The 26306-nt window shown below is 56.3% G+C and carries 22 protein-coding genes; 13 read left to right on the forward strand and 9 right to left on the reverse strand.

The genetic code is table 11. The features are described from left to right. Positions 1-91: 91 nt before the first annotated feature. Positions 92-1423 carry a M18 family aminopeptidase gene (locus sS8_RS19330; protein ID WP_119631193.1) on the reverse strand — a complete coding sequence of 444 codons (1332 nt, stop codon included), beginning with the start codon at positions 1421-1423 and terminating at the stop codon, positions 92-94. A 99-nt stretch (positions 1424-1522) separates the two neighbouring features. On the opposite strand from sS8_RS19330, the gene sS8_RS19335 reads away from it, so the two are divergent. The 5 genes from sS8_RS19335 to sS8_RS19355 all read left to right on the forward strand — a co-directional run bounded on the left by sS8_RS19335 (position 1523) and on the right by sS8_RS19355 (position 6533). Beyond that, positions 1523-3142: a multiheme c-type cytochrome gene (locus sS8_RS19335; RefSeq protein WP_119631194.1), complete on the forward strand. Its 1620-nt coding sequence runs from the start codon at positions 1523-1525 to the stop codon at positions 3140-3142. Between the two features lie 7 nt (positions 3143-3149). Next, positions 3150-4172 carry a hydroxylamine oxidation protein HaoB gene (haoB, locus tag sS8_RS19340; RefSeq protein WP_119631195.1) on the forward strand — a complete coding sequence of 341 codons (1023 nt, stop codon included), beginning with the start codon at positions 3150-3152 and terminating at the stop codon, positions 4170-4172. A 305-nt stretch (positions 4173-4477) separates the two neighbouring features. Next, positions 4478-5107, forward strand: a complete 630-nt coding sequence (ccmA, locus tag sS8_RS19345) for a cytochrome c biogenesis heme-transporting ATPase CcmA (RefSeq protein WP_119631196.1) — start codon at positions 4478-4480, stop codon at positions 5105-5107. Positions 5108-5112: 5 nt separating this feature from the next. Continuing rightward, positions 5113-5781, forward strand: a complete 669-nt coding sequence (gene ccmB, locus sS8_RS19350) for a heme exporter protein CcmB (protein WP_119631197.1) — start codon at positions 5113-5115, stop codon at positions 5779-5781. A gap of 5 nt (positions 5782-5786) precedes the next feature. Next, the gene (locus sS8_RS19355; protein ID WP_119631198.1) at positions 5787-6533 is read left to right on the forward strand and encodes a heme ABC transporter permease; all 747 of its coding nucleotides are present in this window, start codon (positions 5787-5789) and stop codon (positions 6531-6533) included. A 170-nt stretch (positions 6534-6703) separates the two neighbouring features. Here sS8_RS19355 and sS8_RS19360 read toward each other — a convergent pair whose 3' ends face one another. Together sS8_RS19360 and sS8_RS19365 are read right to left on the reverse strand one after the other, a co-directional pair. Next, entirely contained in the window at positions 6704-6982 is a 279-nt protein-coding gene (locus tag sS8_RS19360) for an Lpp/OprI family alanine-zipper lipoprotein (protein WP_119631199.1), read from the reverse strand. A gap of 123 nt (positions 6983-7105) precedes the next feature. Continuing rightward, a complete protein-coding gene (locus sS8_RS19365; RefSeq protein WP_232020366.1) occupies positions 7106-7660 on the reverse strand; it encodes a L,D-transpeptidase family protein in 555 nt (184 codons plus the stop codon). 113 nt (positions 7661-7773) lie between these two features. Here sS8_RS19365 and sS8_RS19370 point away from each other — a divergent pair, with 113 nt between their 5' ends. Continuing rightward, positions 7774-9408 carry an alpha-D-glucose phosphate-specific phosphoglucomutase gene (locus tag sS8_RS19370; protein WP_119631200.1) on the forward strand — a complete coding sequence of 545 codons (1635 nt, stop codon included), beginning with the start codon at positions 7774-7776 and terminating at the stop codon, positions 9406-9408. Between the two features lie 43 nt (positions 9409-9451). Here the strand turns inward: sS8_RS19370 and rsmA are convergent, their stop codons facing one another. Genes rsmA through sS8_RS19390 form a run of 4 tightly spaced genes read right to left on the reverse strand, consistent with a single transcriptional unit; the run spans position 9452 to position 15276 of the window. Continuing rightward, the gene (gene rsmA / locus sS8_RS19375) at positions 9452-10246 is read right to left on the reverse strand and encodes a 16S rRNA (adenine(1518)-N(6)/adenine(1519)-N(6))-dimethyltransferase RsmA (protein WP_119631201.1); all 795 of its coding nucleotides are present in this window, start codon (positions 10244-10246) and stop codon (positions 9452-9454) included. Then, complete coding sequence (pdxA, locus tag sS8_RS19380) at positions 10243-11241, reverse strand: 4-hydroxythreonine-4-phosphate dehydrogenase PdxA (RefSeq protein ID WP_119631202.1); 999 nt, start codon at positions 11239-11241, stop codon at positions 10243-10245. Before pdxA ends, rsmA begins: the two co-directional genes overlap by 4 nt. Beyond that, positions 11238-12587, reverse strand: a complete 1350-nt coding sequence (locus tag sS8_RS19385; protein WP_119631203.1) for a peptidylprolyl isomerase — start codon at positions 12585-12587, stop codon at positions 11238-11240. Before sS8_RS19385 ends, pdxA begins: the two co-directional genes overlap by 4 nt. Before the next feature lie 16 nt (positions 12588-12603). Next, positions 12604-15276: an LPS-assembly protein LptD gene (locus tag sS8_RS19390; protein WP_170161174.1), complete on the reverse strand. Its 2673-nt coding sequence runs from the start codon at positions 15274-15276 to the stop codon at positions 12604-12606. 251 nt (positions 15277-15527) lie between these two features. Between sS8_RS19390 and sS8_RS19395 the strand changes: the two genes are divergently transcribed. From sS8_RS19395 to sS8_RS19405, 3 genes are read left to right on the forward strand one after another with little or no spacing between them, the layout of a single operon-like run. Then, complete coding sequence (locus sS8_RS19395; RefSeq protein ID WP_119631205.1) at positions 15528-16544, forward strand: aminoglycoside phosphotransferase family protein; 1017 nt, start codon at positions 15528-15530, stop codon at positions 16542-16544. Next, positions 16541-17218 carry an N-acetylmuramate alpha-1-phosphate uridylyltransferase MurU gene (gene murU, locus sS8_RS19400; protein WP_119631206.1) on the forward strand — a complete coding sequence of 226 codons (678 nt, stop codon included), beginning with the start codon at positions 16541-16543 and terminating at the stop codon, positions 17216-17218. Before sS8_RS19395 ends, murU begins: the two co-directional genes overlap by 4 nt. Positions 17219-17244: 26 nt before the next feature. Continuing rightward, the gene (locus sS8_RS19405; RefSeq protein WP_119631207.1) at positions 17245-17595 is read left to right on the forward strand and encodes a DUF4870 family protein; all 351 of its coding nucleotides are present in this window, start codon (positions 17245-17247) and stop codon (positions 17593-17595) included. A gap of 65 nt (positions 17596-17660) precedes the next feature. On the opposite strand, the gene sS8_RS19410 is transcribed toward sS8_RS19405, so the two are convergent. Beyond that, positions 17661-18287: a histidine phosphatase family protein gene (locus tag sS8_RS19410; protein WP_232020367.1), complete on the reverse strand. Its 627-nt coding sequence runs from the start codon at positions 18285-18287 to the stop codon at positions 17661-17663. Further along, positions 18284-19681, reverse strand: a complete 1398-nt coding sequence (gene argH / locus sS8_RS19415) for an argininosuccinate lyase (RefSeq protein WP_119631208.1) — start codon at positions 19679-19681, stop codon at positions 18284-18286. The genes sS8_RS19410 and argH overlap by 4 nt, the downstream gene beginning before the upstream one ends. Positions 19682-20071: 390 nt before the next feature. On the opposite strand from argH, the gene sS8_RS19420 reads away from it, so the two are divergent. From sS8_RS19420 to prsT, 4 genes are all read left to right on the forward strand, one after another. After that, positions 20072-20479, forward strand: a complete 408-nt coding sequence (locus sS8_RS19420) for a bacteriohemerythrin (RefSeq protein WP_119631209.1) — start codon at positions 20072-20074, stop codon at positions 20477-20479. Between the two features lie 162 nt (positions 20480-20641). Next, complete coding sequence (pgi, locus tag sS8_RS19425; RefSeq protein ID WP_119631210.1) at positions 20642-22285, forward strand: glucose-6-phosphate isomerase; 1644 nt, start codon at positions 20642-20644, stop codon at positions 22283-22285. Positions 22286-22690: 405 nt separating this feature from the next. Further along, positions 22691-23374, forward strand: coding sequence for an O-methyltransferase (locus tag sS8_RS19430; protein ID WP_119631211.1), 684 nt, complete (start codon positions 22691-22693; stop codon positions 23372-23374). A gap of 136 nt (positions 23375-23510) precedes the next feature. After that, positions 23511-26303, forward strand: coding sequence for an XrtA/PEP-CTERM system TPR-repeat protein PrsT (prsT, locus tag sS8_RS19435; RefSeq protein ID WP_119631212.1), 2793 nt, complete (start codon positions 23511-23513; stop codon positions 26301-26303). The last annotated feature ends 3 nt before the right edge of the window (positions 26304-26306 follow it).

Raw genomic sequence — 26306 nt, forward strand, 5'->3', positions numbered from 1 at the left:
TCGCCATACTGCATTGGCGTTTCACATGTGAATCGGTGCGCGCAGGACCGTTTACGGTTTGCGGAGATAGGACTCGGACTTGATCCGAACCTCAGTCACCAGAATGGTGCCGGATCTGTGCGGGTTCTGCGAAGAACTTCTTCAATACCCTTAGCAAATGCGCCTGATCGAGAACGCCTGCGCTTTCCCGGATGCTGTGCATCGCCCATAACGGGCAACCCACATCGACGGTAGGGATGCCGAGCCGGGCGGCCGTCATCGGGCCTATGGTCGAGCCGCAGGCCAGATCGGTCCGGTGCGCGTATTTCTGATAAGGTACGTCCGCTTGCCGGCAGAGTTCGATGAACTTAGCCTCGGTCAGGCTGTCTGTGGCATAACGCTGGTTTGCATTGACCTTGATCGCGGGTCCGCGGTTGACGGCGATTCGGTGCAGCGGCTCGTAGGCGTTGGGGAAATTGGGATGATAGGCGTGGGCGGCGTCCGTGCTGATCATGAAGCTGCGGGACAGCGCTTGTTTGTAGCCGGGCGCATCGGCATCGCCTGCGTAGGCGACGCGTTCCAGGACGTCGGAAATGAAGCTGCCCATTGCGCCCCGATTGCTTTCGCTGCCGATTTCCTCATGGTCGAAAAAAGCGCCAACGCAGGTGCTTTCCGGAGATGCGCTCTCGAGGAGCGCAGTCATCCCGGCGTAGCAGGAGCTGAGATTGTCGAGCTGGCTGTCGGAAATGAATTCGAGTTCGGGTCCCCAGAAACAGCCTTTTTGGGTATCGTACACGTTTAAGTCCCAGCTCAGGATATCGCCGGGCGCGCATTCGGCTTTTTCCGCGACCAGGCCGAGAAATTTTTGGTCCGGCAATTCGGTCTCGTCAAGACCGCTGAACAATAAGGGCAACTCGTTTTGCTTGTTAAGCTTCAATCCGTCCTCATTCACGGAACGGTTCATGTGTATGGCAAGGTTGGCCAAGCGTACCAAAGGCTGTTCGAATTGAATCAGCCGGCTGTGCAGCGTCGATCCGTTCGTTACGCAGATTCTGCCCGCGAGACTCAGATCACGGTCGCTGAAGGTTGCGAGGATAGGGCCGCCGTAAACCTCGACGGCGAGCCGCATCATGGTTTCCGTCTGATGAGGCGCCGTGGGTTTGAGGCGCAGACCCGGCGAGTCCGTATGGGCTCCGACGATGCGAAAGCCGCCCTCGGTGAGGGGCTTGGAACCGACGACAAAGGCAATCAGCGAGGATCCTCCGCGGATGACGTAATGCTTTCCTTGCGGCTGCAGATGCCAGGCCTGGCTTTCCTCCAGGCGAGTGAAGCCGTTCTCGTGCAAGCGTTTTTCCATCGTGACGACCGCATGCCACGGGCTGGGACTGGCATCGATAAAGTCGAGCAGTTCTTGAGCGTGTCTAGCGATTTCGGGAGGGATCATGCGTAAGAGCCTCAATAAAACGTTTGACGAGACTTGGTTCTGAATCGATACTATATGGTGGACGTGCGTAATTTACGGCGTCCTAACGGAGGAGTGATAATGCTTACCAAAATTCTAAAAAGCATGCTCTTCCTGCTTTTCGTGCATGCGCTTCCGTCGGTAGCGTACGCGAAGCAGGACGACATCAGCTTTCAACAATTAAAAGACAAATACTATCAAGACCATCCCGGAAAAGGGAAATTCGGGGACCTGTGGGAGCCCATTCCGATTCAGAAATATTGGAATCCCAAGGATTTTTACAAACCCCCGACGACCGTGACCGGCGAGGTGACACGCGAGCAATGCGTGGTCTGCCATCAGTCGGTAACGCCCGGCGCATTCCACGCCTGGCAGAACAGCACACATGCGAATCTGGACAAGATTCGCAATATGCCCAATGCCAAAGACCCTCGATTCTACAAAAAAGCGAAGCTTGCCGAAGTCGAGCAGCAGCTGGCGAAGCAGGGACTGCTCAAGGAAGGCGAGCAGCTTAAAGATGTCGGCTGTATCGATTGCCACGGCAGTGTCGGAGCGAAATCCATTCAGCACGACAAAGATCTCGTGATGCCGGATCGGGCTCAGTGCGGAACCTGCCACACGACCGAGTTTGCCGAGGCCGAGTCCGAAAAGGAGCAGGAGTGGCCGCAAGGTCAGTGGTCCAAGGGCCATCCGTCCCACGCGATGGACTGGAAAGCCAACGTGGAGACGGCGATCTGGGCAGGCATGGCGGAGCGCGAGATTGCTCAAGGCTGCGACATGTGCCATTACCAGCAGAACAAATGCGACGGCTGTCATACGCGGCACACATTCTCCGCGGCGGAAGCGCGCCAGCCGGAAGCCTGTTCCACTTGCCATAACGGCGTGGATCACAACGAATGGGAAAACTATCTGCTCTCCAAGCACGGCACGGTCTATCTGACCCAAGGCAAGCAGAAATGGAATTTCGAGGTTCCCCTGAAAGATGCCATCACCAAGGGCGGCTATACGGCGCCGACCTGTCAGACCTGCCACTTCGAGTTCGAGGGTGAGTATTCCCACAATCTGGTACGGAAGGTGCGCTGGGCGTTCAATCCGACACCGGCAATCGCGGACAATCTGAGCCACCCCTGGTTCGAGGACCGCAAGGAAGCCTGGCAGCAAACCTGTTCGAACTGCCATTCCCCGAGCTTTGCCGAAAGTTATCTCACCGCGGCGGACAAGGGGACGATAGCCGGTCTGAAGGTCGAACAGGAAGCCAAGAAAGTCGTCGAGGCTTTGTATAATGACGGCCTGCTGCCCGGACAGAAAACCAATCGTCCGCAACCACCGAAACCGGAGAAAGATGCGGCCGGCGGGTTCTTCCAGCTGTTCTGGGCCAAAGGAAACAACCCGTCTCACGTTGAACGCGTTTACGCGGACATGTGGGAACATGACGTGATCAAGCTCTACAAAGGGCTGTTCCATGCCAATCCGGGCGGTTTCACCTACACCGAAGGGTGGTCCGAACTCATGCGCGATTACGCCATTATCATGGACGAGAATACCAAGCTTCGGGAAGCGGCCGGAAAAACCGCGCAAAACGGCGAATCGCCGACTCGTGCAGCCTTGCGCGAGTTCAAGGATGCCGTCGCCAGTCGCTACGTTCTCGGTTCGCTCCTGGTTGCGGCCGGCATCGTGGTGATCCGTTCGCGCAAGCGCTAGGAGCGGCATGACGCGGCTTAACGATGGAGCCCGGCGGGCCGGCAAGCCAAGGTTGCTCCTTGGCCTTGGGCTGCTGCTCGCCGGGCTGGTTGTACTCTTTTTCGGATTACCGAGCTTCTTTTCCGAGGAAATGCGGTTCGAGAAGATCGGGGAGATGAAGCCGGGCGATACGGAATTCCCGGAGCTCGAAGGTCAGTTCCAGCCCGAAAGTTTGGCGGAATACCAGATCGCCCAGGCGGACAAGGTTCTGGTCTCGCTGCACGCCGTCAGTTATCGTGACAAAAGCGGCATTTCGCGGCGTGCAATCGTTTATCCGCCGGTTTCCGACAAGGACTCGTCGACTCCGGCCGGTATCGGGGATGGACATCAGCTTCGGCATGACCTTTGGGCAGACGCGGCAAAAGCGATACGCCAGCACACGGATGAAAATGCCCTGTTCGTATCGTGGTGGGATGACGCTCAGCGGATTCATTTTTTGACCGGGCGCGACGCTTGGGTTATGCAACCGGTTGCCGAAGCTTATCCCGAACCGCGGCCGAGGGCTTTTTGGGACGAAATTTCAGGCGGATTTGCCGAAAATGAGGAACCTTTGCGTCAGTTGGCTCGCTGGTTGGCGATGGATGCCGACCAGGCGCTAGCGGAAATCTCGGAGCGTTTGCCGAAAGATCGACCGGTTTTTTGGGCCATTTGTTTGGACGATCTGGCAAGGCTTTCGGAGATCGAAGCCTTGAGTGGCGTTAGCTTTCCCTTTGAGGCGAGGTTCTTCCCGGCCGCGGCCGACATCCACGCCCGGATTTCGGCAGTAAAACGCTGGGCCGCGGAAAAGGGCAACGGCAGTTATCTGGTCCATCCGCTTCCGGGGGGCGGAATTCGTGCCTGGCGTATTACTTCGGAAGAGGGCGAAAAGACGCTGATGGCGAGGCTGTTGCCGTTCGTCGGCTCGGTGGGGCGTGCGCCCAAGCAGTTGCAGGTGGTTTATCAATCCGCGCAAGGTGCTTATCTCAGTATTTTCGAGTGGGTCTCGCGGTGACCACATGAAAACCCCATGCGGTGAAAGAGAGTCTCCAACTGCACCAAGATTCGGCGTTACTCGTCAGCATGATCGCACCGATTCAGCATATTCTTTTATTCTGCGATAATTGGCATCCACTTTGTGGCAGAATGACAAGGGATAATCGAACGATGCAAGTACTTGCGGACTCCGCTCAACGCTAAAGCATCAATATCGGATCCGCTTCTCGCGGCGGTCAATGCGATCATCAGGCATTTCCGGTGCCACTTCGTTCGTTCCCCATGTAACGTAACCAGCACTCAAAACACATTCCCGACGGATAGATGAACGGTTCAGCACCCACACTTCAAGCGCGGGGATTGGAGTGCGTGCGCTCCGATAGCCTTTTGTTCAGCGACCTGAATTTCAGCGTCAAAGCCGGGCAAGTCCTTCAGATTGAAGGGCCGAACGGCAGCGGCAAGACGAGTCTGCTGCGGATACTGGCCGGTCTGACACCCCCCAGCGAAGGTGAAGTTCTGTGGCGCGGCGAAAATATCGCCCGGCGGCGCCCCGCCTTTCTCTCCGAAGTGGCTTATTTGGGGCATCAACTGGGTTTGAAGGCGGAACTGTCCGTGGAGGAAAATTTGCGTCTTGCGCTCGCTCTCAATGGCGTATCTTTTACACCCGAAAGTCTTGCGGAAATTCTTCGAACCGTGGGACTAACCGGCCGAGAGGATGTTCCGGCCCGAGCGCTTTCGGCGGGACAGCGGCAGCGTGTTACCCTGGCTCGACTCATCTTGTCGGCTGCGAAGCTTTGGATTCTCGATGAGCCATTTACAGCCCTCGACATCAACGGAGTCAGCTTGGTGGAGTCTCTGCTGGAAGCGCATTTGAATCATGGCGGCCTGGTGGTCCTCACCTCGCATCAAACGGTGCGGATCGGCGGCGGGCTCGTCAAACTGGCTTTGGCGTGAGACGGATGATGGCCCCGTTCCTGGCGCTGCTCAAGCGCGATTTATTGCTGGCCTTCCGGCATCGGGGAGAGCTTGCCAATCCTTTGCTGTTCTTCTTGGTCGTCGTGACACTTTTTCCGCTCGGCGTCAGTCCGGAAGAGGCGTTGCTCAGGAAAATCGCACCGGGAGTCATCTGGATCGCGGCGTTACTGGCGGCATTGTATTCGCTGGAAAATATGTTCCGATCCGATTTTGACGACGGTTCGCTGGAGCAGATGGCGTTGAGCCCATATCCACTATCGTTGCTGGTTCTGGCGAAAGTCACGGCGCACTGGCTGGTGAGCGGGTTGCCGATGCTGTTGCTGGCGCCGCTGCTGGGTCTGTTCCTCGTCATGCCGGCGTCGGCCATGGGGGTGCTCGTGTTGACTCTGCTGATCGGTACGCCTCTTTTGAGCCTGATCGGTTCCATCGGAGTGGCGTTGACGGTCGGACTCAGGCGGGGCGGTCTTTTGCTGACACTCCTGGTCCTGCCCCTGTACATTCCGGTGCTGATTTTCGCTACCAACGCCGTTTCCGCCGCTGCGGCGGGAATGCCGGTCACCGGCCAGTTATATTTTTTGGCTGCCATGCTGGTGTTGGCGTTGACCCTGGTGCCGCTGGCAACTGCTGCCGCTTTGAGAATTAGTTTGAGTTGATCCTTATGTGGACATTCTTTCATAAACTTGCCTCGCCGAAACATTTTTACCGGATTTCCGGGTACTTGGTTTTTTGGCTTGGCGCGATAACGACGATATTGCTGCTGGCCGGTTTATATCTGGGCTTATTCGTTGCGCCGCCCGATTATCAACAGGGAGAGAGCTATCGAATTATGTTCGTGCATGTGCCCAGTGCGTGGATGTCACTTTTCATTTACGTGTTCATGGCTGTTCTCAGCGCCATTTACTTGATATGGAATATCAAGCTGGCGGACGTGATGGCAAGCAGTTCGGCGGCCTTGGGTGCGTCGTTTACGTTTCTCGCGCTGGCGACGGGGTCACTCTGGGGCAAGCCGATGTGGGGCGCCTGGTGGGTCTGGGATGCGAGACTCACGTCGGAGCTGATCCTGCTCTTCCTTTACCTGGGCTACATTGCCCTGGTTTCCGCAATCGAAGATAAGCGCACGGCCGCAAGAGCGGGCGGAGTCTTGATACTGGTCGGGGTGGTCAATATTCCGATCATCCACTACTCCGTGGAATGGTGGAGTACCCTTCATCAGGGACCTACGGTTACCAAATTCGACAAACCCTCGATACATTTCAGCATGTTGCTGCCGTTACTGCTCATGGCAGCGGCTTTCCAACTCTACTATTTCACGGTGCTTCTCATCCGTGCCCGCGCCGAAGTTGTCGATCGCGAAAGGCGTAGCGCTTGGGTGCAGGAAACCTTCTCGAATTCAGCATCCGGTTAAGCGCCGAGTTTTTCCTCGCCATTTCTGCTGTGTTTTTCGGTAGGCCGTTTCGTTATTGTCTAGGGCCGAAATCTCCTTTGGTCGGTGTAACGCGGTCCGACAAAAAAAACCCGGCCGACGGGCATCGGCCGGGGTTCCTTAAACTGTTCGCGGTCTTGGGAGACGCGAGATTACTTCATCATCGATTTTCTGAACATGCGATCCAATTTGCTGTTCACTTCTTCAGAAGAAGCGGCGGCTCTGCGAGCTGCGGATTCAGCGCTTGCGGCTTTGGATTCGGCTGCCTGAGCGGCAGACAGTGCTTCCTCGGAGGTGCTCCTGACAGAAGAAACTTCTGCCTTCAAGCCGTCAACCTGAGTCTGCAGGTTGTTGAGATCGGATTTGCTGGCACAGCCTACGGTCAAACCAGCAGACAGCAGCAGTACGCCCAGTTTGGTTGCTTTCATCATCGTCTCTTTCCTTTTTTATTGACTGAAATACTTGGCCAAAACATCCGTCCCGAAGAACAAATGGGTAACATTTCCCAGTTTGCTGCGGAACGGACACTCTTTCCAGCGTTATTTTGGCACAAATTACCGAATTACCACTAGGGTGCCCTTTTTTATTCGGGCACTGAGCCTATCGATCTGTTCGTTCGTCATCGCTATACATCCTTGAGTCCAGTCGAAAAACTGATGAACCAAGCGACTCGCCCGCCCCAAACCATGGATTCCGATTTGTCCGCCGAGACTCGTGTTTTGGGGTGGAACGGTCGCGCCAACGCTGGTGCGCAGAATCGTACGATAGGTATCCGGTCCGATGAGGCCCGTCGCGAAAGCTCGCTCCGCGTTCTCGCGATTGGGGTAGGTGAAGCCGAAGAACTTGTGGTATCGGCTCTTTTCGTTAATCCAGCCGATACGATATTCGCCCAGGGGCGTCTTATAGTCTCCGCGCTCTTTGAAAAGACCGACGCCTCTGCGTCCTATCGCAATCTTTTCGAACACTTCCAGCTCGTGATCACCCTCTATGACTTTCAATACATGCGGTGCGGTCTCGACCAACAGCCATATGGCGTTGTCTTCGACGTTTGCTTCCGTGTTCGGTGTGAGCAGTGCGGGAAGTAGGCCGAGTACAGATCGCAATTTCACGTGTTGTCTCCCAGATTCTTGTATCCTAAAGTTTAGTCAAAAAAATTTTCTCGACTGTTAACGCGACTGAGTAGAATAAATAGACGAGTTCAGCCATATTGAAAATTCTAGCCATGCAAATCGAAACTCGAAAGACGACTCCATACTCCGATCAAAAGCCGGGAACCTCAGGATTACGCAAGAAGGTGAAGGTTTTCCTACAAGAGAACTATTTGGAGAATTTTGTTCAGTCGGTTTTCGATACTTTGGGCGATGTAACCGGGAAGACGCTGGTTCTCGGTGGCGATGGACGCTATCTCAATCGGCGTGCGATCCAGACCATCGTCAAAATGTCTGCCGCCAACGGTGTCGGCCGGTTATTGGTAGGGCAGGCCGGTTTGCTGTCGACGCCTGCGGCGTCCTGCGTGATCCGCAAGTACAAGGCGCAGGGCGGTTTCGTCCTCTCCGCCAGCCACAATCCCGGAGGACCGGAGGAAGATTTCGGCATCAAGTTCAACGTAGCCAACGGCGGGCCGGCTCCCGAGAGTTTTACCAATGCGGTTCATGCTCGCAGCCGAGTCATCGATCAGTACAAGATCGCTACAGTCGACGATATTGACATCGATGAACTCGGCGAAAGCCGCCTGGGTGAAATGGACGTTCAGATCATCGATCCCGTCAGCGACTATGCTCAGTTGATGGCACATTTGTTCGATTTCAACTTGGTCGAGTCGGCGCTGAAGTCCGGAGCGATCTCTCTCTGCTATGACGCGATGCATGCCGTTACCGGACCTTACGCGAAGCGCATCTTGGAGGAGCAGCTGGGTGCCGCGATCGGTTCCGTCATCAATGGGATTCCGCTGGAGGATTTCGGAGGGGGGCATCCCGATCCCAATCTGACCCATGCGCGCGAGCTGGCCGATCTCATGTTCGGGGCCCGGCCCCCGACGCTGGGCGCGGCGTCCGATGGTGACGGCGATCGCAATATGATCATGGGTAGCCATTTCTTCGTTACTCCGAGCGACAGTCTCGCCGTCCTGGCCGCCAACGCGCATCTCCTTCCGGGCTATAAGGACGGCTTACGGGGCGTGGCGCGCTCCATGCCGACCAGCCAAGCGGTCGATCGGGTGGCCGATGCGATGGGTATCGAGTGTTTCGAAACGCCTACCGGCTGGAAATTTTTCGGCAATTTGCTCGATGCCCGCAAGATCACCTTGTGCGGAGAGGAAAGTTTCGGTACCAGCTCCGATCATGTCCGCGAAAAAGACGGCCTGTGGGCGGTGCTGTTCTGGCTGAATCTGATCGCCGTCCGCAAACAATCGGTAGCCGAAATCGTGCGCGAGCATTGGCGGCGGTTCGGGCGCGACTACTATTCGCGCCACGATTACGAAGGAATGCCCGCGGAAATCGGTGATGGCATCATCTCTCGTTTGCGCGGGCAATTGCCCGAATTGGCCGGAAAGACATTCGGCCCCTATCGAGTCAGCGTGGCGGACGACTTCAGCTACCATGATCCGGTGGACGGAAGCGTCAGCGAGAAGCAAGGGATTCGGATCATCTTCGAGAACGGCGCGAGGATTATATTCAGGCTTTCCGGGACGGGAACGGACGGGGCAACCTTGAGAATCTATCTTGAACGTTATGAGCCCGATTCCGCGAAGCATAATCAAGATCCTCAGGAAGCGCTCAAAGATCTGATCGAGTTGGCGGAGAATCTTTCAGAGGTGAAGGCGCGTTCCGGCATGTCCGGTCCGACGGTGATCACCTGATTCGCATGTGATGTCGAGGCTGCCGAGCAATCGGCGGCCGCTATCAATCGGTCGGACTTCCCTGCCTGTCCCGAAGCGCACGGGCCAAGCGGGCATAGGCCGCCAAGTCCAGCGTTTCCGCCCGTGCCCGCGGATCTATCTCGAGATGGCGCATCTCTCCTTCGTCGAAAAGCTGTTTGAGAGCATTCCGGAGCGTCTTCCGGCGTTGGGAAAAGGCGGCGGCGACCACTTTTCCCAACGGTTCGGGATCGACGTCGACCGGCCTGGTCGCGTGCGGCACCAGGCGAACGACCGCGGACATGACTTGCGGCCGGGGATAAAAGCTTTCCGGAGGAACCTCGAAAAGACTGTCCGCACGGCAATAATACTGAGCCATGATGCCGAGCCGTCCATAATTTTTGTCTCCGGGAACGGCGCACAGCCTGTCGACGACTTCCTTCTGCAGCATGAAATGCATGTCCGCCATGCACTCGGTCTGTCCGAACAGATGAAACAGCAGAGGCGTGGATATGTTGTAAGGCAGATTGCCGACGACGCGAAGCTTTTCTCCCGAACTCAGGCCGCAGAATCTGAATTTGAGGGCATCCGCCCGATGCAGGCGGAAATTGTGGTCGCCCGAAAATCTTGTTTCCAGCGATTCGGCCAGATCTCGGTCGATTTCAATTGCGTCCAATCGTCCGCAGAGCGGCAGCAGGGCTTCGGTCAGGACGCCCTGGCCCGGACCGATTTCTACGAGATGATCTTCGGGGCGGGGAGCGATGCCAAGAACGATGTTCCGCACGACGCTGCTGTCGCGCAGAAAGTTCTGGCCGAATCGTTTGCGGGGGAAATGATTCATGCCGGCTCGACGACTCCTCGCAGCATGCGGTCCGCCATTCCGACCGCTTCATCGATGGCGGCTTCCAGGCTCCCGGCGTCGGCTTTGCCGCTGCCGGCCAGATCCAGCGCAGTGCCGTGGTCGACCGATGTGCGGATGATAGGGAGCCCTAAGGTGATGTTCACCGCGCGCCCGAAACCCGCGTGTTTCAGTACCGGCAGGCCTTGATCGTGGTACATGGCCAATACGGCGTCGGCATGTTCGAGATATTTCGGCAGAAACAGGGTGTCCGCCGGCAATGGACCGAACAGTTTTATGCCTTTCTGCCTGAGGTTTTCCAGCACCGGTTCGATGATCTCGATTTCCTCGCGTCCGAGATGTCCGCCTTCGCCGGCATGTGGGTTGAGACCGCAGACGAGAATGCGCGGCGCGGGTATGCCGAATCGGGCCACCAAGTCGCGATCAAGTATCTCAAGCACCGCGGACAAGCGTTCGCGTGTGATGTTGCGGCTGACCTCCGCCAGCGGTAAGTGCGTCGTCGCCAATGCGACTCGGAGTCCCGGTGCCGCCAGCATCATGACCGGATAACCCCCGCTGATGGCGGCGATGAATTCGGTGTGGCCGGTGAAGGCAATCCCGGCCTCGTTGATGATTCCCTTGTGTACGGGGGCGGTCACCAAGGCATCGAAGCGTCCATCCAGGCAGGCGGTAACGCCGCTGGAAATGGTTTCGAGAACATAGGGAGCGTTGGCAATGTTCAAACGGCCGCAAGTGGGGTCGGCGCCGTGGGCGGTGGGCCATACCTTGAGCGATCCCGGTTGATGTGCCCGGACATCGTCGCGTCCCGAGGTTCGAATTTCGAGATTAAGTTTCAGTCGTTGCGCCCGTTCCGCCAGTAATGGGGGATGGCCGATGACGGTAAGATCGCAGGCCAGTTCCCGCTGAGCGATCTGAACACACAAATCCGGTCCGATCCCGGCAGGTTCTCCCGTGGTCAATAAGATTCGCGGAATCATTGGAAGGACGGGATGAAGGAGGTGGTTTCCGGCTCGTTCAACCGAATTTCGACATAGGCTTCGTCGCGGATCCTGCGCAGCCAAAGCTCGGTTTCTTCTTCCGCCTTGCGTTTGAATATTTCGTCGCGCGCTTTATTTCTCAACAGCTCGTCGGTGTCGCTGGATTCCTGTCGCTCCAATACCTGGATGAGATGCCAGCCGAATTGGGTTTGAACGGGATCGCTGATCTGATTGACCTCGAGCCGGCGCATGGCCTCTTCGAAAGGCGGTACCAGCGCCCCCGGCTGGACAAAGCCGAGATCGCCGCCCTTGATCGCCGATCCTTTATCGTCCGAATGGCCGCGTGCCAGTGCAGCGAAGTCTTCGCCGCCATCGATGCGCTCTTTAAGGTTTAAGAGCTTTTGCTTCGCGTCTTCATCGGACAGGACTTCATTGGGTTTTATCAGGATATGGCGCACGTGGGTTTTGATCATGCGCTCGTCCTCGCCGCCTTTGATTCCAAGCAGTTTGATGATGTGAAACCCGCTCGGGCTTCGAATGGGACCTTCGATGTCGCCTTCCGCCATTGTCGGTACCACATCGACGAAGAGGGAAGGTACTTGGCTCAATTTGCGCCAGCCGAGATCGCCGCCGCTAAGCGCCTGTGCCGCGTCGGAGGTTGTCAGCGCGGCTTGTTTGAAATCCAAGCCGTGGTTGAGCTCTTCGATCAATTTTTCGGCCTTCTCTTTGGCCTTTTGCACTTCGGAAGGCGATGCCGCTTGTGGGGTCGCGATCAGAATATGGCCCAGCAGATATTCGCTATCGTGATTGACATCCGATTTCCCATGAGTTTCCAAATAGTGTTGGACTTCATGGTCGCTGACTTTGATGTGGCCGTTGACCTGACTGCTTCTCAGGCGTCCGACGGTGATCTCGTTGCGGATTTGTTCGATGAATCCGGCATAGTCGATCCCTTCTTCCCGCAAAGAGCGGCGAAATGCCTCCAAGCTCATGTTGTTGCGCTGGGCGATCTGCTGGACCGCTTGCCGCAGGGTTTCGTCGTCGATCCGGATGCCCGCTTTCTCGGCTAATTGGACCTGAATTTTGTCGATGATCAGACGCTCGAGAACCTGGCGTGTCAAAAGTTCATCCGGTGGTAGCTGCATATTGCTCTGGCGCAGCCCGGCTTTGAGAGACTCGACTTTTTGTCGCAGTTCGCTTTCGAGGATCACGCCGTCTTCGACTACGGCCACGATGCGATCGATGGGTTCGTCAGCGATTGCAATACATGGCAACAGGAAAAGCGACAACAAAATGAATCTGCCGATTGAAGACCTATTGGAGAGGAAAAGCGCTGTCGTTGACATGGTCGGTTGTATTCAATTAGTCGTCTTCGAGGCGGTAACCGCTGATGCTGCGCTGCAGGAAGCGGTCGACCTGGCGACCGAAACGGGTCAAGCCTTTCAGCTCAAGCTGAAAGAATACCTCGTTATTGGCGACATTGCCGCCATCGGTCTGGGTCCGTATGTCGTTGATGTAATGCCGTCCTATGAGGCTGAAACGCCAACAACAAGTCTCGCGTTCGATTCCCAGAAAGCTTTCCAGCGTCACCTGGTCGAGCAGCGAGTATTGCCAGCGTCCGATGGCGTTCCAGCCCTTTGCGAACGGCAACCGGAAGGACACGTCCGTCATGTCCAGGCGAATGGTATCGATGTTGTTTTGATCGCGGCGGAACCGATAGGCCAGGTTGAGCAGATGGTTGTCGCGGTCGTCATACTGCAGGGCGATTTGGCCACGATCGATGGTGCCTCCCTCCGGGTTCCACTGTCCGCCGCTGCGCACAGACCAGGTATTGGTCAATCTGGAATAGACTTCGCCCACCAAGTTGGATTTGCCCCTGTTTGTCGGGGCGGTGTTGGACAAAGTGACATCTTGATCGTCGAAATAGAAGATTTCGCCGATGCTTGCCCGAAGGCGCTCCATGCCGGAGGCTTGATCGATCAGTCTCGAGGTGAGTGCCAGTGTGATCTGATTGGCATCGCCTAGACGGTCGGCCGAGGTAAAGCGGTTTTCGCGAAACAACTGATAAAAGCTGAAGTCGTATTCGCCGGTATCGAATATGGGAAGGTCTTTCTGGTTCTTGTCCGGAATGTATAGATAAAAAAGCCGTGGTTCCAGGGTATGGATCAGGGGCGTCTCGGCTACTTCGAACTCCCGCTCGAAGAATAGTCCGCTATCCACGGAAAAGATCGGCGCGGTTCGGCTCAGGCTGTCGTTGACGCCGGGAACCTGATCTTGCAGCCAATATTGGGTGTGCTGCAAGCTCAGGCTTGGAACGACGAAGCCGGCGGCACCCCGCCATGGGTACGAGATCCGTGGGATCAGATTGAGTCGCTGTCCCGTGACCTTTCCTCCGGTATGCCTGAAGTTCGCGAACGCGCTGAGGCCATTGAAGACCAGGCCGGTATTGCCGATGGCCTGACCGTAGTTGAAAGTCACCTGTGGAAGGCGGTAATAAGGTCTCCCTGCCGGAGGAATCGTCGGGTCGATCGTCTGATAATAATCGGCCAACGTCGAAATGCTATAGTTCGAGCCGACGTAGTTGAGCTGGCCATAGCTGCGGATATGCCGACGGTCGACAATTCGCAGCGGGTTGCCCAGTTCGTTCAGATAGCGGTCGTCGGTCACGTAATGCGCGTCCACGCGGGAAAACAAGTTTTCGGTGAACCGGGTATCGTTCAAGAAGCCAAATTGACCACGACTATCGCCCCGGACATCGTCCTTGGGCATGTACTCCGCCAGCACAGTGCCCCGGGTCATTTCGGTCAGGTAGCGAAATTCGCCGCGCAACAGCACGCCGCGCCGGGTCAGCATACGCGGCGTGAAGGTCGCATCATAATTGGGCGCCAAATTGAAATAATAAGGCAGCGAGAAATCGAAGCCACCCACCTTGGTATTGCCGAAAGTGGGCGTCAGAAAGCCGCTCTGGCGCCGGTCGTCCACCGGAAAACTCATGTACGGCGTGTAAAGGAACGGTACGCCCTTGAATTCTAGCCACGCATGTTTGGCCGAGCCGCGTCCGGTCTCCTTATTGATCTTGACGTTACGGGCATGAAGCATCCAGTCCGTGTCCCCGGGCGGACAGGTGGTGTAGGTGAATTTCTCGTAACGCGATAAAGTGCTGCTGTCGAAATGGGTTAGGCGCGAAGTGCCCCGTGCCGGGATCGTTTCAAGGATGAATTGGGCATTGCGCAGAACGCCACGGTTCGTATCGAGTTCCAGAAAGCCCGTATCGCTGGCGAAAGTCAGCCCTTTCTCTTGATAAATGACGTTACCGCGTGCGTTCAAGGTTTCCGAAACCGTATTGTGGGTGACGAAATCTCCCCACAACTTCTGATCCGCGCGCGTCAGTTCGGCGGTACCGATAAAGGTCGCCATTTCGTCATCCACCATTTCGGCATAGTCGGACCGAATGTCCAGCGGTTCCTTCTCGCGCGCGAGTTTGTCGAGAGGGGTCAGCAAAAACTCGGTCATCGGAGCCGATTCCGATTTGCCGGCGCAGGCCTGAGCCCAGGGGTCGGCGGAAAGCAAGGCGGTCAAATTGCGGAAGCGCTGCTCGTCTTCCTCGGTAATCGTGGTCGTTTCCGCCCAGTTTTCGATCTTTTCCTTTTCTTCGGAGACGACATGGGCGAGGCCTTTCGGATCCGGTCCGACCAGGGAGCAGTCCCAGTCCTTGCCGGATTCGCCGGGCCGGCAGTTCCATCCGGGCGGCTTGGCCGCTGCTACCGATTTGGGCGGCATCTTCTGGATCGGAGGATGCGCGCTCTTCTGTTCCGCAATTCTGGGAGGCCGCTCGGGTTTTGCCGCCGGCACGGGTTCCCGGGGCGTTGGCCGGCTGATCGTTTCCTCCTTTGCAGGCGGAGAGGTTCCGCCATCGGGTTTGGAGTTCTTGGTGACGCAGACCCACTCCTTATCGTCCGTGCTGCGCTGGCAGTCCCAGTCTGAGGCCGCCGCCAAAAGGCTGGGGGGAACCAGGCCAAGGCAGAAAAATAACATCCACCGACCAGGAATGAGTTGAAGGAGAAACACCATGCTGCGGCAGGGGGCTTTAAGTCCGAAAGGCGAGTTGCAAAGTGGCTGCCACGCGGTTAAGTTCGAAAAGTAATCGGGAATGGGTGCGATGGGAGCGGGATCGCGGACGGCATTATCTTAAAACTGTTCTTTATGGTGAAATATCCGATCCAAATTTTGCATTCTACCGTAAGACCCGAGATATTCGAGTATTTTTCGACACAGGGACCGTCAACATGACAATACAGCAAGATGAACGGCTCGACGCGCTTTCCGTCTGGCTTTCGGAAACCCTCAAGCTTGAGGTGGACGCCATAGAGCCCGCTTCCGGCGATGCCAGCTTCAGGCGTTATTTTCGAACCTATTTCGACGGTAATTCGTACATCGTCATGGATGCGCCTCCGCCCAAGGAGAACGTTCGACCATTCGTCAGGGTCGCGGCTCTCCTTCGGAACGCCGGCGTTCAGGCGCCCGAGGTCATCGCCGTCGACGAAGCGCGAGGCTTTTTGCTGCTCACCGATTTCGGAACCCGATCGTATTTGGACTGTTTGAACGCCGGGTCCGTCGACCGCCTCTACGAGGACGCCTTGGACGCTTTGATGCGATTGCAGCAAGGCGTGGATATCGAGGTCTCGGGATTGCCTCCGTACGATGAAAGGCTGCTCGGAATTGAACTGGATTTGTTTCGCGAATGGTTTCTCGACCGGCTTTTGGGGTTGACGCCGGATGCCGGAGAAGCCGGCCTCTTGGATGATTTGAAGCGGGTTTTGATCGACTCGGCGCTGGAGCAGCCCAGAGTCTGCGTGCATCGGGATTATCATTCCCGCAATCTGATGGTCATCGAGTGCCACAATCCGGGGGTTCTGGATTTTCAGGATGCGGTCGTCGGGCCCGTTACCTATGATCTGGTATCGCTGCTGCGCGACTGCTATGTTTCATGGCCGCCTTCAATGGTGGATGTTTGGATGATCGATCATTACTCCAGCCTTTGCGAAAACGGTCTGCTCGATTCGGTCGGTCCCGACAAATTTCGGCGCTGGTTCGATCTTATGGGGATGCAGCGTCATCTCAAGGCCATAGGGATTTTCTCCAGGCTTAAGCTGCGCGACGGCAAACCGGGTTATCTCAAGGATATCCCTCGCACCATGTGCTATGTCATCTATGTGTGCAAACGCTATCCGGAATTCACCGGTTTCCTCCGCTACCTGGAATACCGGGTCCTACCCCGAATGGCTTTGGGTGAGGCCTTATGAAAGCCATGGTTTTGGCGGCCGGACGCGGTGAACGCATGCGGCCTCTGACCGACGGCACACCCAAGCCGCTGTTGACGGCGGGCGGTCGCTCGCTGATCGAGCACACCATCGAAGCATTGGTTCGCGGCGGGTTCGTCGACATCGTCGTCAACACGGCCTATCTCGGAGAGCGGATCGAAGCCCATTTGGGAGACGGCGCCCGTCTCGGAGCAAGAATAGTCTATTCCGCAGAAGGCGAAGCGCTCGAGACCGGCGGAGGGATTTTCCGGGCGTTGCCGCTTTTGGGCGAGAAGCCTTTTCTCGTGGTCAATGGCGATATCGCCAGCGATTATCCGTTTTCGCAGCTTCGTGGCCAGCCTTCCGGATTGGCTCATCTGGTTCTGGTGCCGAATCCTCCCCATCATTCGCGGGGCGATTTCGCTCTGCGTGGCGGGATGGTTCTGGATTGTGGGGATAGCCGATTGACCTTCAGCGGCATCGGCGTTTATCGGCCGGAGCTGTTCGCCGGCTGCTCGCCGGGCAAATTTCCTCTGGCTCCTTTGCTAAGGCGGGCGATGGCGGACGGTATGGTGAGCGGAGAAGTGCATGCCGGTTTCTGGATGGATATCGGTACCATCGATCGGCTCCAAGCATTTAATGAGCACTTGAGGTCCAATTTTAGGAAGAATGCCTAAAATTGGCTGAACCCCGGAGATTCAAGATGCAGGGCAAAATCTTCCCCGAATCCAATGCGAGAGATCTCGGCAAAGAGAAGCGGCTTACTCAGGTCATTTATGCCTTGCAGGCCGCTTCGTTCCTGGTTGGAGTAACCTATTTCGTCGCAGCGGTCATCAATTACGTGAAGTGGCCGGACGTGTCGGGAACTTGGCTTGAGACCCATTTTCGCTGGCAAATCAAAACTTTCTGGTACAGTATCCTGTGGGGAATCGTGGGCGGTCTGACCTTGTTCCTGTTCATAGGCTATGTCATTCTGACCGCGAACACGATCTGGATCGTTTACCGTGTCGTAATCGGGTGGATAGCGCTTAGCGAAGATCGGCCGGTAAGCTGATACGCCGTGTACTGCATTCCGGGCGCTTGCCCGTCGGCCGGCTCGCGAGGTCTCCCGCATGCCCGCTAAGGCACGAGCAGCGAACCATTGTGAAAAACGAGCTGCCCCAGGAACTCTTCACCCTGCTCCAGGCATTCGATCCGAGTGATTCCGGCGGTGGCGACCTTGATTCGGAACAGGTTCGACAAAGGGATGTCCAGAATATGGGCGAGCACCATGCGAATCGTTCCGGCATGACAAACGATGAGCATATGCTTCCCGGCGTGGAGGTTCAGGATGTCGTTCCAGGCCGAGACGATGCGATTTCTGAACTCCGCGAGCCCCTCGGAATCATCGGGGCGGTTGTTCATGGGGTCGCGATAAAAACGCTGGATCAAGCCGGGATCGTATTGAGTGATTTCCTCTTGCGTTTTCCCTTGCCACGCACCGAAACCGATTTCCTTCAGTCGGGGTTCGATTTCCAGCGGGATTCCGCCTCGCTCGCTCAGTTCTTCGGCGAAGGCCTGGCAGCGGGCCAGGGGAGAGGTGATGATAACCTCCCAGGGATGATGATGGCCGACCGCGGCCCGCATCTGCGCCCAGCCTTTGTCGCTCAAGGGATCATCCATCTGTCCGCGGTAGCGGCTGCCGCCAACCGGCTCGCCGTGGCGCATCAGATCGATGAGAGTTGTAACACGCTCGTCGGTAATCAAGTTTTGGCCATCTCCTCAAGACCTTGCCGAGCCTGCTTTACGGCAGCCCGGACTTGTTCAGGAGCGGTGCCGCCGAAGTGGTTGCGTGCTCTGACGGAACCTTCCAGCGTCAGGATATCGAAAACATCGGGGCCGATCGTAGCAGATAATTGTTGCAATTCGGTCAAGGACAACCCGGAAAGATCGCGGCCCGTTTCTATACCCAAGCGCACGGCCTTGCCGACGATCTCGTGGGCGTCCCTGAACGGAACCCCTTTACGGACCAGATAGTCCGCCAGATCGGTGGCTGTCGCGTAGCCCTTGCTTGCGGAGGCGTACATGCCGTCCCGATTCGGTCTTACGTGGGGCATCATGTCGGCAAATGCCCGCAGGCAATTTTTCACGGTATCGACCGTGTCGAACAAGGGTTCCTTGTCTTCCTGATTGTCCTTGTTGTAAGCCAAGGGCTGACTTTTCATCAAGGTCAGCAGGCTCATGAGGTGCCCGAAGACACGCCCCGATTTTCCTCGCACCAGTTCCGGTACGTCGGGATTTTTCTTTTGCGGCATGATGGACGAGCCGGTGCAAAAGGCGTCCGGCAATTCGATAAAACCGAACTGGGCCGAAGTCCACAGAATAAGCTCTTCGGAAAACCGCGACAAATGCATCATCATGAGGCCGGCACAGGCGGTGAATTCGATGGCGAAATCGCGGTCACTCACGGCGTCCAGGGAGTTCGGTGCCGGCCGGTCGAACCCGAGCAGCTCGGCGGTATAGAACCGGTCCAGCGGAAAAGTCGTGCCGGCCAGGGCTGCGGCGCCCAAAGGCATGACATTGACGCGTTTTCGGCAGTCGAGCAGGCGTTCGTGATCTCTCGCCAGCATTTCGTTCCAAGCCAATAAATGATGACCGAAAGTTACCGGTTGGGCGACTTGAAGATGAGTGAAGCCGGGCATGATGGTATCCGCCTCGCGCTCCGCCAAATCCAGCAAAGCCTGCCGCAGCCGAAGGATCTCGCCGCCAATGCGATCGATTTCGTGGCGTAGATACAGCCGAACGTCGGTGGCCACCTGGTCGTTTCGGGACCTGCCGGTATGCAGCTTCTTCCCTGCTTCGCCGATGCGCTCGGTGAGTCGCGCCTCGATGTTCATATGCACATCTTCGAGCTTGATTGACCAGGCAAATTCGCCGCGCTCGATCTCCGCCCGGATTTGCTCCAATCCGTGCCTAATGATTTCGCATTCTTCCTCACTTAAAACGCCGATGCGCTTCAACATGGCGGCATGAGCGATGGACCCCTGGATATCGTGGGGAGCCAGGCGCTTATCGAAATCAACGGATGCGGTGAATGCCTCGACGAAAGCGTCGGTAGCCTCGGTGAAACGGCCTGCCCAGGGTTTTGATTCGCTGCTCATCGGAAGTGTGTCGGAAGGGCTAAATTTTGATCATTATCCAAGAAACGGCCGTCGGAAGCATCCGGGTACGCGTGGCGGTAACGCCGAGAACGATCCATCGTCCTCCGTAGGAAGGTGCAGCGGCTCCGGCCGAACCATCGGTGCACCGGACATAACCGACAATAGTCGAGATCCAAAGAGCTTATCTTGCGCATCGAAGCGGTCGACTCCCATTTTCGGGGATTATAACCGGAGCGCTTCCACTTCGAAGATTGTCGAGCGGCGGTTGCGGAAAGTAAAACGCACTGAATTGACATAAATCAAAAAGCCATCGACCCGGCCGTTATAAATTGCCCCGGCCTATTCGGCGTACAGATCACTGAACAATTTCATATTCAGGAGACATATCCGATGGCCCTATTAGAGTGGACTAAAGAAGCATTTGGAACAAACGTCAGCGAAGCCGACCATCAACATCAGGAAATCTTTTCCATGTTGAACGGTTTGCACGACAGCCTCGCATCCGGTGACCGGCAAGCGGTCGGGCGCCAGCTGGATGCGCTGATCGATTATGTGGCCATGCATTTCAAAACCGAAGAAGATCTGATGCAGGCTCACGGTTATCCGGACTTCGCGGCGCACAAGGCCAAGCACGACGAATTGGTGCAGACCTGCCTGGATGTTCAAAAGAAATTCCATGCCGGTGCGCTCGAAATCACTCCGGAAACCACGACCTTTGTCAAGGATTGGCTCGTTAATCACATTCCGAACATCGACAAACGTTACGGTCCGTTCTTTAACGAGAAGGGCGTCGCCTGACGCTAATGGCTAAGGACTGCGATTCGCCTTGTTTCGCGGCTTAAATCGGTTCATAACCGGGATTTTCGGTCTCGTTACCGGAATCCCGGTTATTCATGATTTATTCACTTCGTTGCCTGTAGTAGCATTTTGGGGAGAAAATAACGAACTTGGATCCTGTAGATGACCCAACCTTCCCGCCTTCCGGCCTGGCAGTCGCTCGACCGGCATTTCCGTGAAATCAGCAATCTCCACATGCGGGATCTGTTCGCTGCCGACCCGCAGCGTTTCGAGCGGTTCTCGCTGCGCCTAGACGACATTCTGTTTGATTATTCCAAGAACAGAATCACGGACCAAACCGTGACGCTGTTGCTCGAACTCGCCCGGCAAGCCGGATTGAGAGAGAAGATCTCGGCCATGTTCCGCGGCGACAAAATCAATGTTACCGAAGATCGCGCAGTCTTGCACGTGGCCTTGCGCAATCGCTCCAACCGCCCCATTCCGGTCGATGGCGAGGACGTGGTGCCCGATGTCAACCGGGTTCTGGACCAGATGCGTCGATTCAGCGACTTGGTCCGTTCCGGTGAATGGCGGGGCTGCACCGGCAAGGCCATCACCGATGTGGTGAACATCGGAATCGGCGGTTCCGATCTGGGGCCCAAAATGGTGGTGAAGGCACTGTCGCCCTATACGCAGCCCCGGTTGCGCGTTCGCTTCGTGTCCAACGTGGATGAGGCGGACCTGGTGGAGAATCTGAGCTGCCTGGACCCGGAGACGACGCTGTTCTGCGTCTCGTCAAAGACTTTCACGACACAGGAAACCATGACCAATGCCCGATCGGCTCGGCAATGGTTCCTGGCCAAAATCAACGATCAAGCCGCAATCGCCAAGCATTTCGTGGCGGTCTCCACCAATGCCGAGAAAGTGGCCGAATTCGGTATCGATACGGCCAATATGTTCGAGTTTTGGGATTGGGTCGGCGGCCGGTATTCGCTATGGTCTGCCATCGGCCTGCCTATTGCCTTGGCGGTCGGCATGGAAGCGTTCGAAGCGCTGCTGGCCGGTGCGCACAAGGTGGACGAGCACTTCCGAACCGAGCCCTTCGAACGGAATATTCCGGTGCTCATGGGATTGCTCGGCATCTGGTACGCCAATTTTTTCGGCGCCGAATCCTATGCCATCCTGCCATACGATCAGTATTTGCAAGAGTTGCCCGCCCATCTGCAGCAGGTGGACATGGAAAGCAACGGCAAGATGGTGGATATCCAGGGCAACGCGATCGACTACGGCACCGGCCCGATCATCTTCGGCCAGCCCGGTACTAACGGGCAACATGCCTTTTATCAGTTGATCCATCAGAGCCGAAAGCTGATACCGTGTGACTTTCTCGCCGCTGCGCAGAGCCAGCATGGCCTCGGCCGGCATCATGAGATCCTGATTTCTAATTTTCTCGCCCAGCCGGAGGCCTTGATGCGGGGCAAGACCTTCGATGAAGCGAAGGCTGAACTGGAAGGCGGGGAAATAACCGGCGGGAAGCTGGCGGAATTGGCAGCCGCGAAATCGTTCCCGGGCAACAAGCCATCCAACTCGATTCTATATCGGAAGTTGACCCCGGAAACCCTGGGTTCTCTGATCGCGCTGTACGAGCACAAGATATTCACGCAGGGCGCTATCTGGAATATCAACTCTTTCGATCAGATGGGGGTCGAACTCGGCAAGCGGCTGGCCCGAACCATTCTTTCGGAACTCGCCGACGACAACCCGGTTGCATCCCATGACCCATCCACCAACGGTCTGGTCAACTACTACAAGCAATTGCGCTGCTGAGGCGTGGCGGTTATTAGCCCGCATTCAAAAATGGCCGGGCTACCCGTTAAGTGTCTTCTGCCGAAGCGAAAGGACTCATCCATCCTTTCTCTCGACATCGGCCGACCTATCTCTTTCCGCTGGTCCGATTCGGCAGTCCGGCCGGACGGCCCCCTATCCGGATCAACCGACGTGTCCTGGATAATTCCGATGCGGCTCGGGGGATACCGGTGTGCCGGATCCGATCGAATCAGTTAAGGAAACTTTGAATACGCCCTCTCTCTCTGGGAGAGGGTTGGGTGAGGGCCTGTTGGATCAATCAGTTGCAAAGATCGCTTCGCCGAATTGGAGGCTTAATCAGGGTTTCCATAAAGAATCTGGACCCCTGAACATCGACTTTGTTGGCACGTTTCAAGGAGTAACGGTATGACCGACATCAAAGATCCTTCTGAACTAAATCCAACCGTGCTGTCTCCGGTACATCCGGAGATACAGCGCTACCTGGATGATCTCGCCGGTTCGACCGATACCCCGGTTCTTCTGGAGATGGAAGAGTTGGCCCGCCGGCAGAATTTTCCCATCGTCGGACGCCTGGTCGGATTGTTCCTGAAAATGATCGCCAAGAGCATCGGGGCGAAGAGGGTGTTCGAATTCGGCAGTGGCTACGGTTATTCCGCTTATTGGTTCGCGGATGCCGTCGGTCCGGAGGGGCAAGTGATCTGCAGCGACGCTGATCCGGACAATCGTTCCAAAGCGGAGCATTTTCTACGCCGGGCCGGGCTGTGGGAGCGTGTCGATTTTCGTACCGGTTTTGCACAGTCCGTCTTTCAGTTCACCGAAGGGGAGTTCGATATCTGCTATAACGATGTCGACAAGGGCGACTATCCCGAGGTATGGCGTCTTGCTCGGGGACGTATCCGGCGTGGCGGCCTGTATATCGCGGACAATGTCTTATGGCATGGACGTGTAACGGTCGAAAACCCGGTCGACATCGTTCCCGGCTGGACCGACGCCATCCGCGAACACAACCGACTCACTTTCGATGATCCGGAATTCGATGCGTCCATCAATCCGACGCGCGACGGCGTTATCGTTGCCCGCAAGAAATAGGCTGTCACATCCCGGCTTTTGGAAAAGCAGATTAATGTCACCTACTATATACGTAGTTCTTTTTGGTGATCATTGTCCGGTACGGTTGCTATATTTGCGGCCCAACTATTTTTTCCATCCGGGTTAGAAACGACTTATGAACCAAAAGCGCATCGGCAAATCATGCAAACACGTTCTTGCTCTCTCACTTGGACTGGCCTTGACCGGCTGCAATCTTTTCCACGAAGCCACCGATGCCGAGCATGTCGCCAGGGCGAAGGAATATTTGGATAAGAACGACTATCGCAGCAGTTCGATCGAGTTGAAGAGTGCGCTGGAAAAGAATCCCGGTAATGCGGAAGCCCGCCGGCTTCTGGGTGAAATCAACGTCGTGATCGGCAACGGCGAGGCGGCCGAGAAAGAACTCCGGAAATCCATCGAGCTGGGTGTGGCGCGTGAAGCCGTCTTGCTGCACCTGGTCGAAGCAATGGCGCTTCAGGGAAAGCACCAGGCGATTCTGGATCAGGTCGATGTGCCGGCGGGGCTCGATGTCACGGATCAGGCCAAGCTGGCTGCTTACCGCGGCAATGCGTGGCTCGCTTTGAACAAAGTCGACCAGGCCCGCGGTGAATACGAAAAAGCGCTGCAGCTGGATTCAAGCTCCGCTTTGGGCAAGTTGGGACTGGCTCGCCTGGCCGCCATGAAGAGAGAAGTCGACAAGGCGTTGCAGCTGAGCGAGGAAGCTTTGCAGATTGCTCCCGAAGAGGCAAAAATCTGGAGTTTTCAGGGAGACCTATACCAATCCGGGAATGAATTGGAAAAAGCCGAAGCCAGCTACAGCAAAGCTCTGGAGTTGCGCCTCCGGAACCAGGTAGACCGGGCTAATCGAGCTTTGGTACGCCTTGGCCGAAAAGATCTCGAGGGGGCCAGAAACGATATCGAGATCTTGAAGAAAGAAGCATCCAAGCTGTTTCTTACGCATTATGCCGATGGACTGCTCGCGCTGCGTCAACGCAAATACCCGGAAGCCCAGGCCGCATTCGAGCGGTCTTCGAAATTGAACGAACGCCATTTGCTTACGACCTATTTTCTCGGCGTGAGCCATTTGATGCAAAATCATTTGTCGCAGGCGGATCAGAATCTCATGCGGTTCATGCGGGCCGCCCCGCGATCGGTGAAGGTTTATCAGATGCTGGCGTTGAGCAAGTTCAGGCAAAAGGATTATGTTGCGGCAAAAAAGCTCTTGCAGCCGGTTGTGGACCAGTTTCCGGAGGATGCCGCTTCGCTTCGGTTGATGGGAAATATCGAGTTTGCCTTGGGGGAAAGTGCCAAGGGATTGGAATATCTGCGGAAAGTTACCGAGCTGAGTCCGAATTCGGCAAGCGCGCGTGTGCAGTTGGGGTTGGGTTTGCTCACCACGGGCGACGAACAAGAAGGGCTCGAAACGCTCGAAACCGCGGTGGAACTCGATCCGGAGACCGATCAAACGAACGTACTGTTGATTTTGAGTCAAATTCGGGCGAAAGAATTCGACAAAGCGTTAGAGAGAGTTGGCGAACTCAAGAAGAAAATGCCGAATAATCCGGTGCCGATGAATCTGGAAGGCATAGCCAGGGCGGGGCAAGGCGATCATTCCGGAGCCGAGGCTGCCTTCAAGGAAGCCCTGAAGCTTTCGCCGGGCGACCCTACGGCCGCCCACCACCTGGCGGCTCTTGCCATAAAGAGCAAAAAGCTCGACGAGGCGCGCCAATATTTTCAGCAAGTCATAAACGTTCATCCCGATCACTTGGAAACGCTCATCAAATTGAGCGAGATCAGCGCTCTGGCCGGCGACAGGGCGAAAGCGGAGGCCGCTCTAAACCAGGCGGTAAAGGCGTATCCCCAATCTTTGCAACCGAACCTCATCCTTGCTCGATACTACTTGCAATACAGTCAGCCCACCCGATCTCTGGAGATCGTTCGTCAAATCAAAGAACGTTATCCGAATCATCCGTCCTTGCTGGCCGTCATCGGCGAAGCTCAATTGATCGTGGGTGAAACCGCTAATGCCCTAAACGCCTTTCAGCGTTTGGTCACTGTCCAGCCCGAGTCCGCACAGGCTCATTACCTCCTGGCGAAAGCTCATGCGGCTGCAAATAATAGCGAACGGGTGCGAGCCGAACTGAAAGAAGCGCTTAGACTGAATCCCGGGCATCTCCTGTCCAAGGTGGCGATGACGCGCCGGTTGATGTTGGACAACAAGCCTCGGGAAGCAGAGAAACTGTTCGGGGAATTAAAGCAGGCTCAACCGGAGAATCCTGAAATCTTCGGCCTTGAAGGTTGGCTGGCAATGCGCCAGCAGAAGGCCAAGGAAGCGATTGCGGCGTTTACGGCGGCGCTGCAGCGTTATCCCAACAGCAATTGGACGGTCAATCTCGCCGAAGCTCAGTGGCTGGACAAAGATATGGAGGGCGGTTTGGCCACCTTGGAAAAATGGCTCAAAGACAACCCCGAGGATGTCCAGGTGCAGTTTTCCTTGGCCAATGCATATCTCACTTTCGGTCGTGAGTCGCAGGCAAAGACAGCTTTCACCAAGCTGAATGAACTTGCTCCGAACAACATTATAGTGCTCAACAACCTCGCTTGGCTGCTGCGAAAGGAAAAGCCGGCGCTGGCGTTGAAGTATGCCGAAAAAGCGTTCGAGCTCGCGCCCAACGGCGCAATGATCATGGACACGCTTGGAACGATATTGCTGGAGCAGAATCAGTTCGAGCGAGCGGAACGATTGTTGCGCCAGGCTTCTGAAATTACACCCCAAAGTTTGAGTATCCGTTACCGGTTGGCGCGGGCGTTGGCCGGAAGCGGCAATAAGGCCGAGGCTCGCAGAGTGCTCAGTGCGCTTCTCGGCGAAAAGAAACCGTTCCCCGAACAAAAGGCCGCTCGGTCACTCCTGAGCCAACTCGGCAGCTGAGCC

It is taken from the genome of Methylocaldum marinum (assembly GCF_003584645.1).
GTDB lineage: Bacteria > Pseudomonadota > Gammaproteobacteria > Methylococcales > Methylococcaceae > Methylocaldum > Methylocaldum marinum.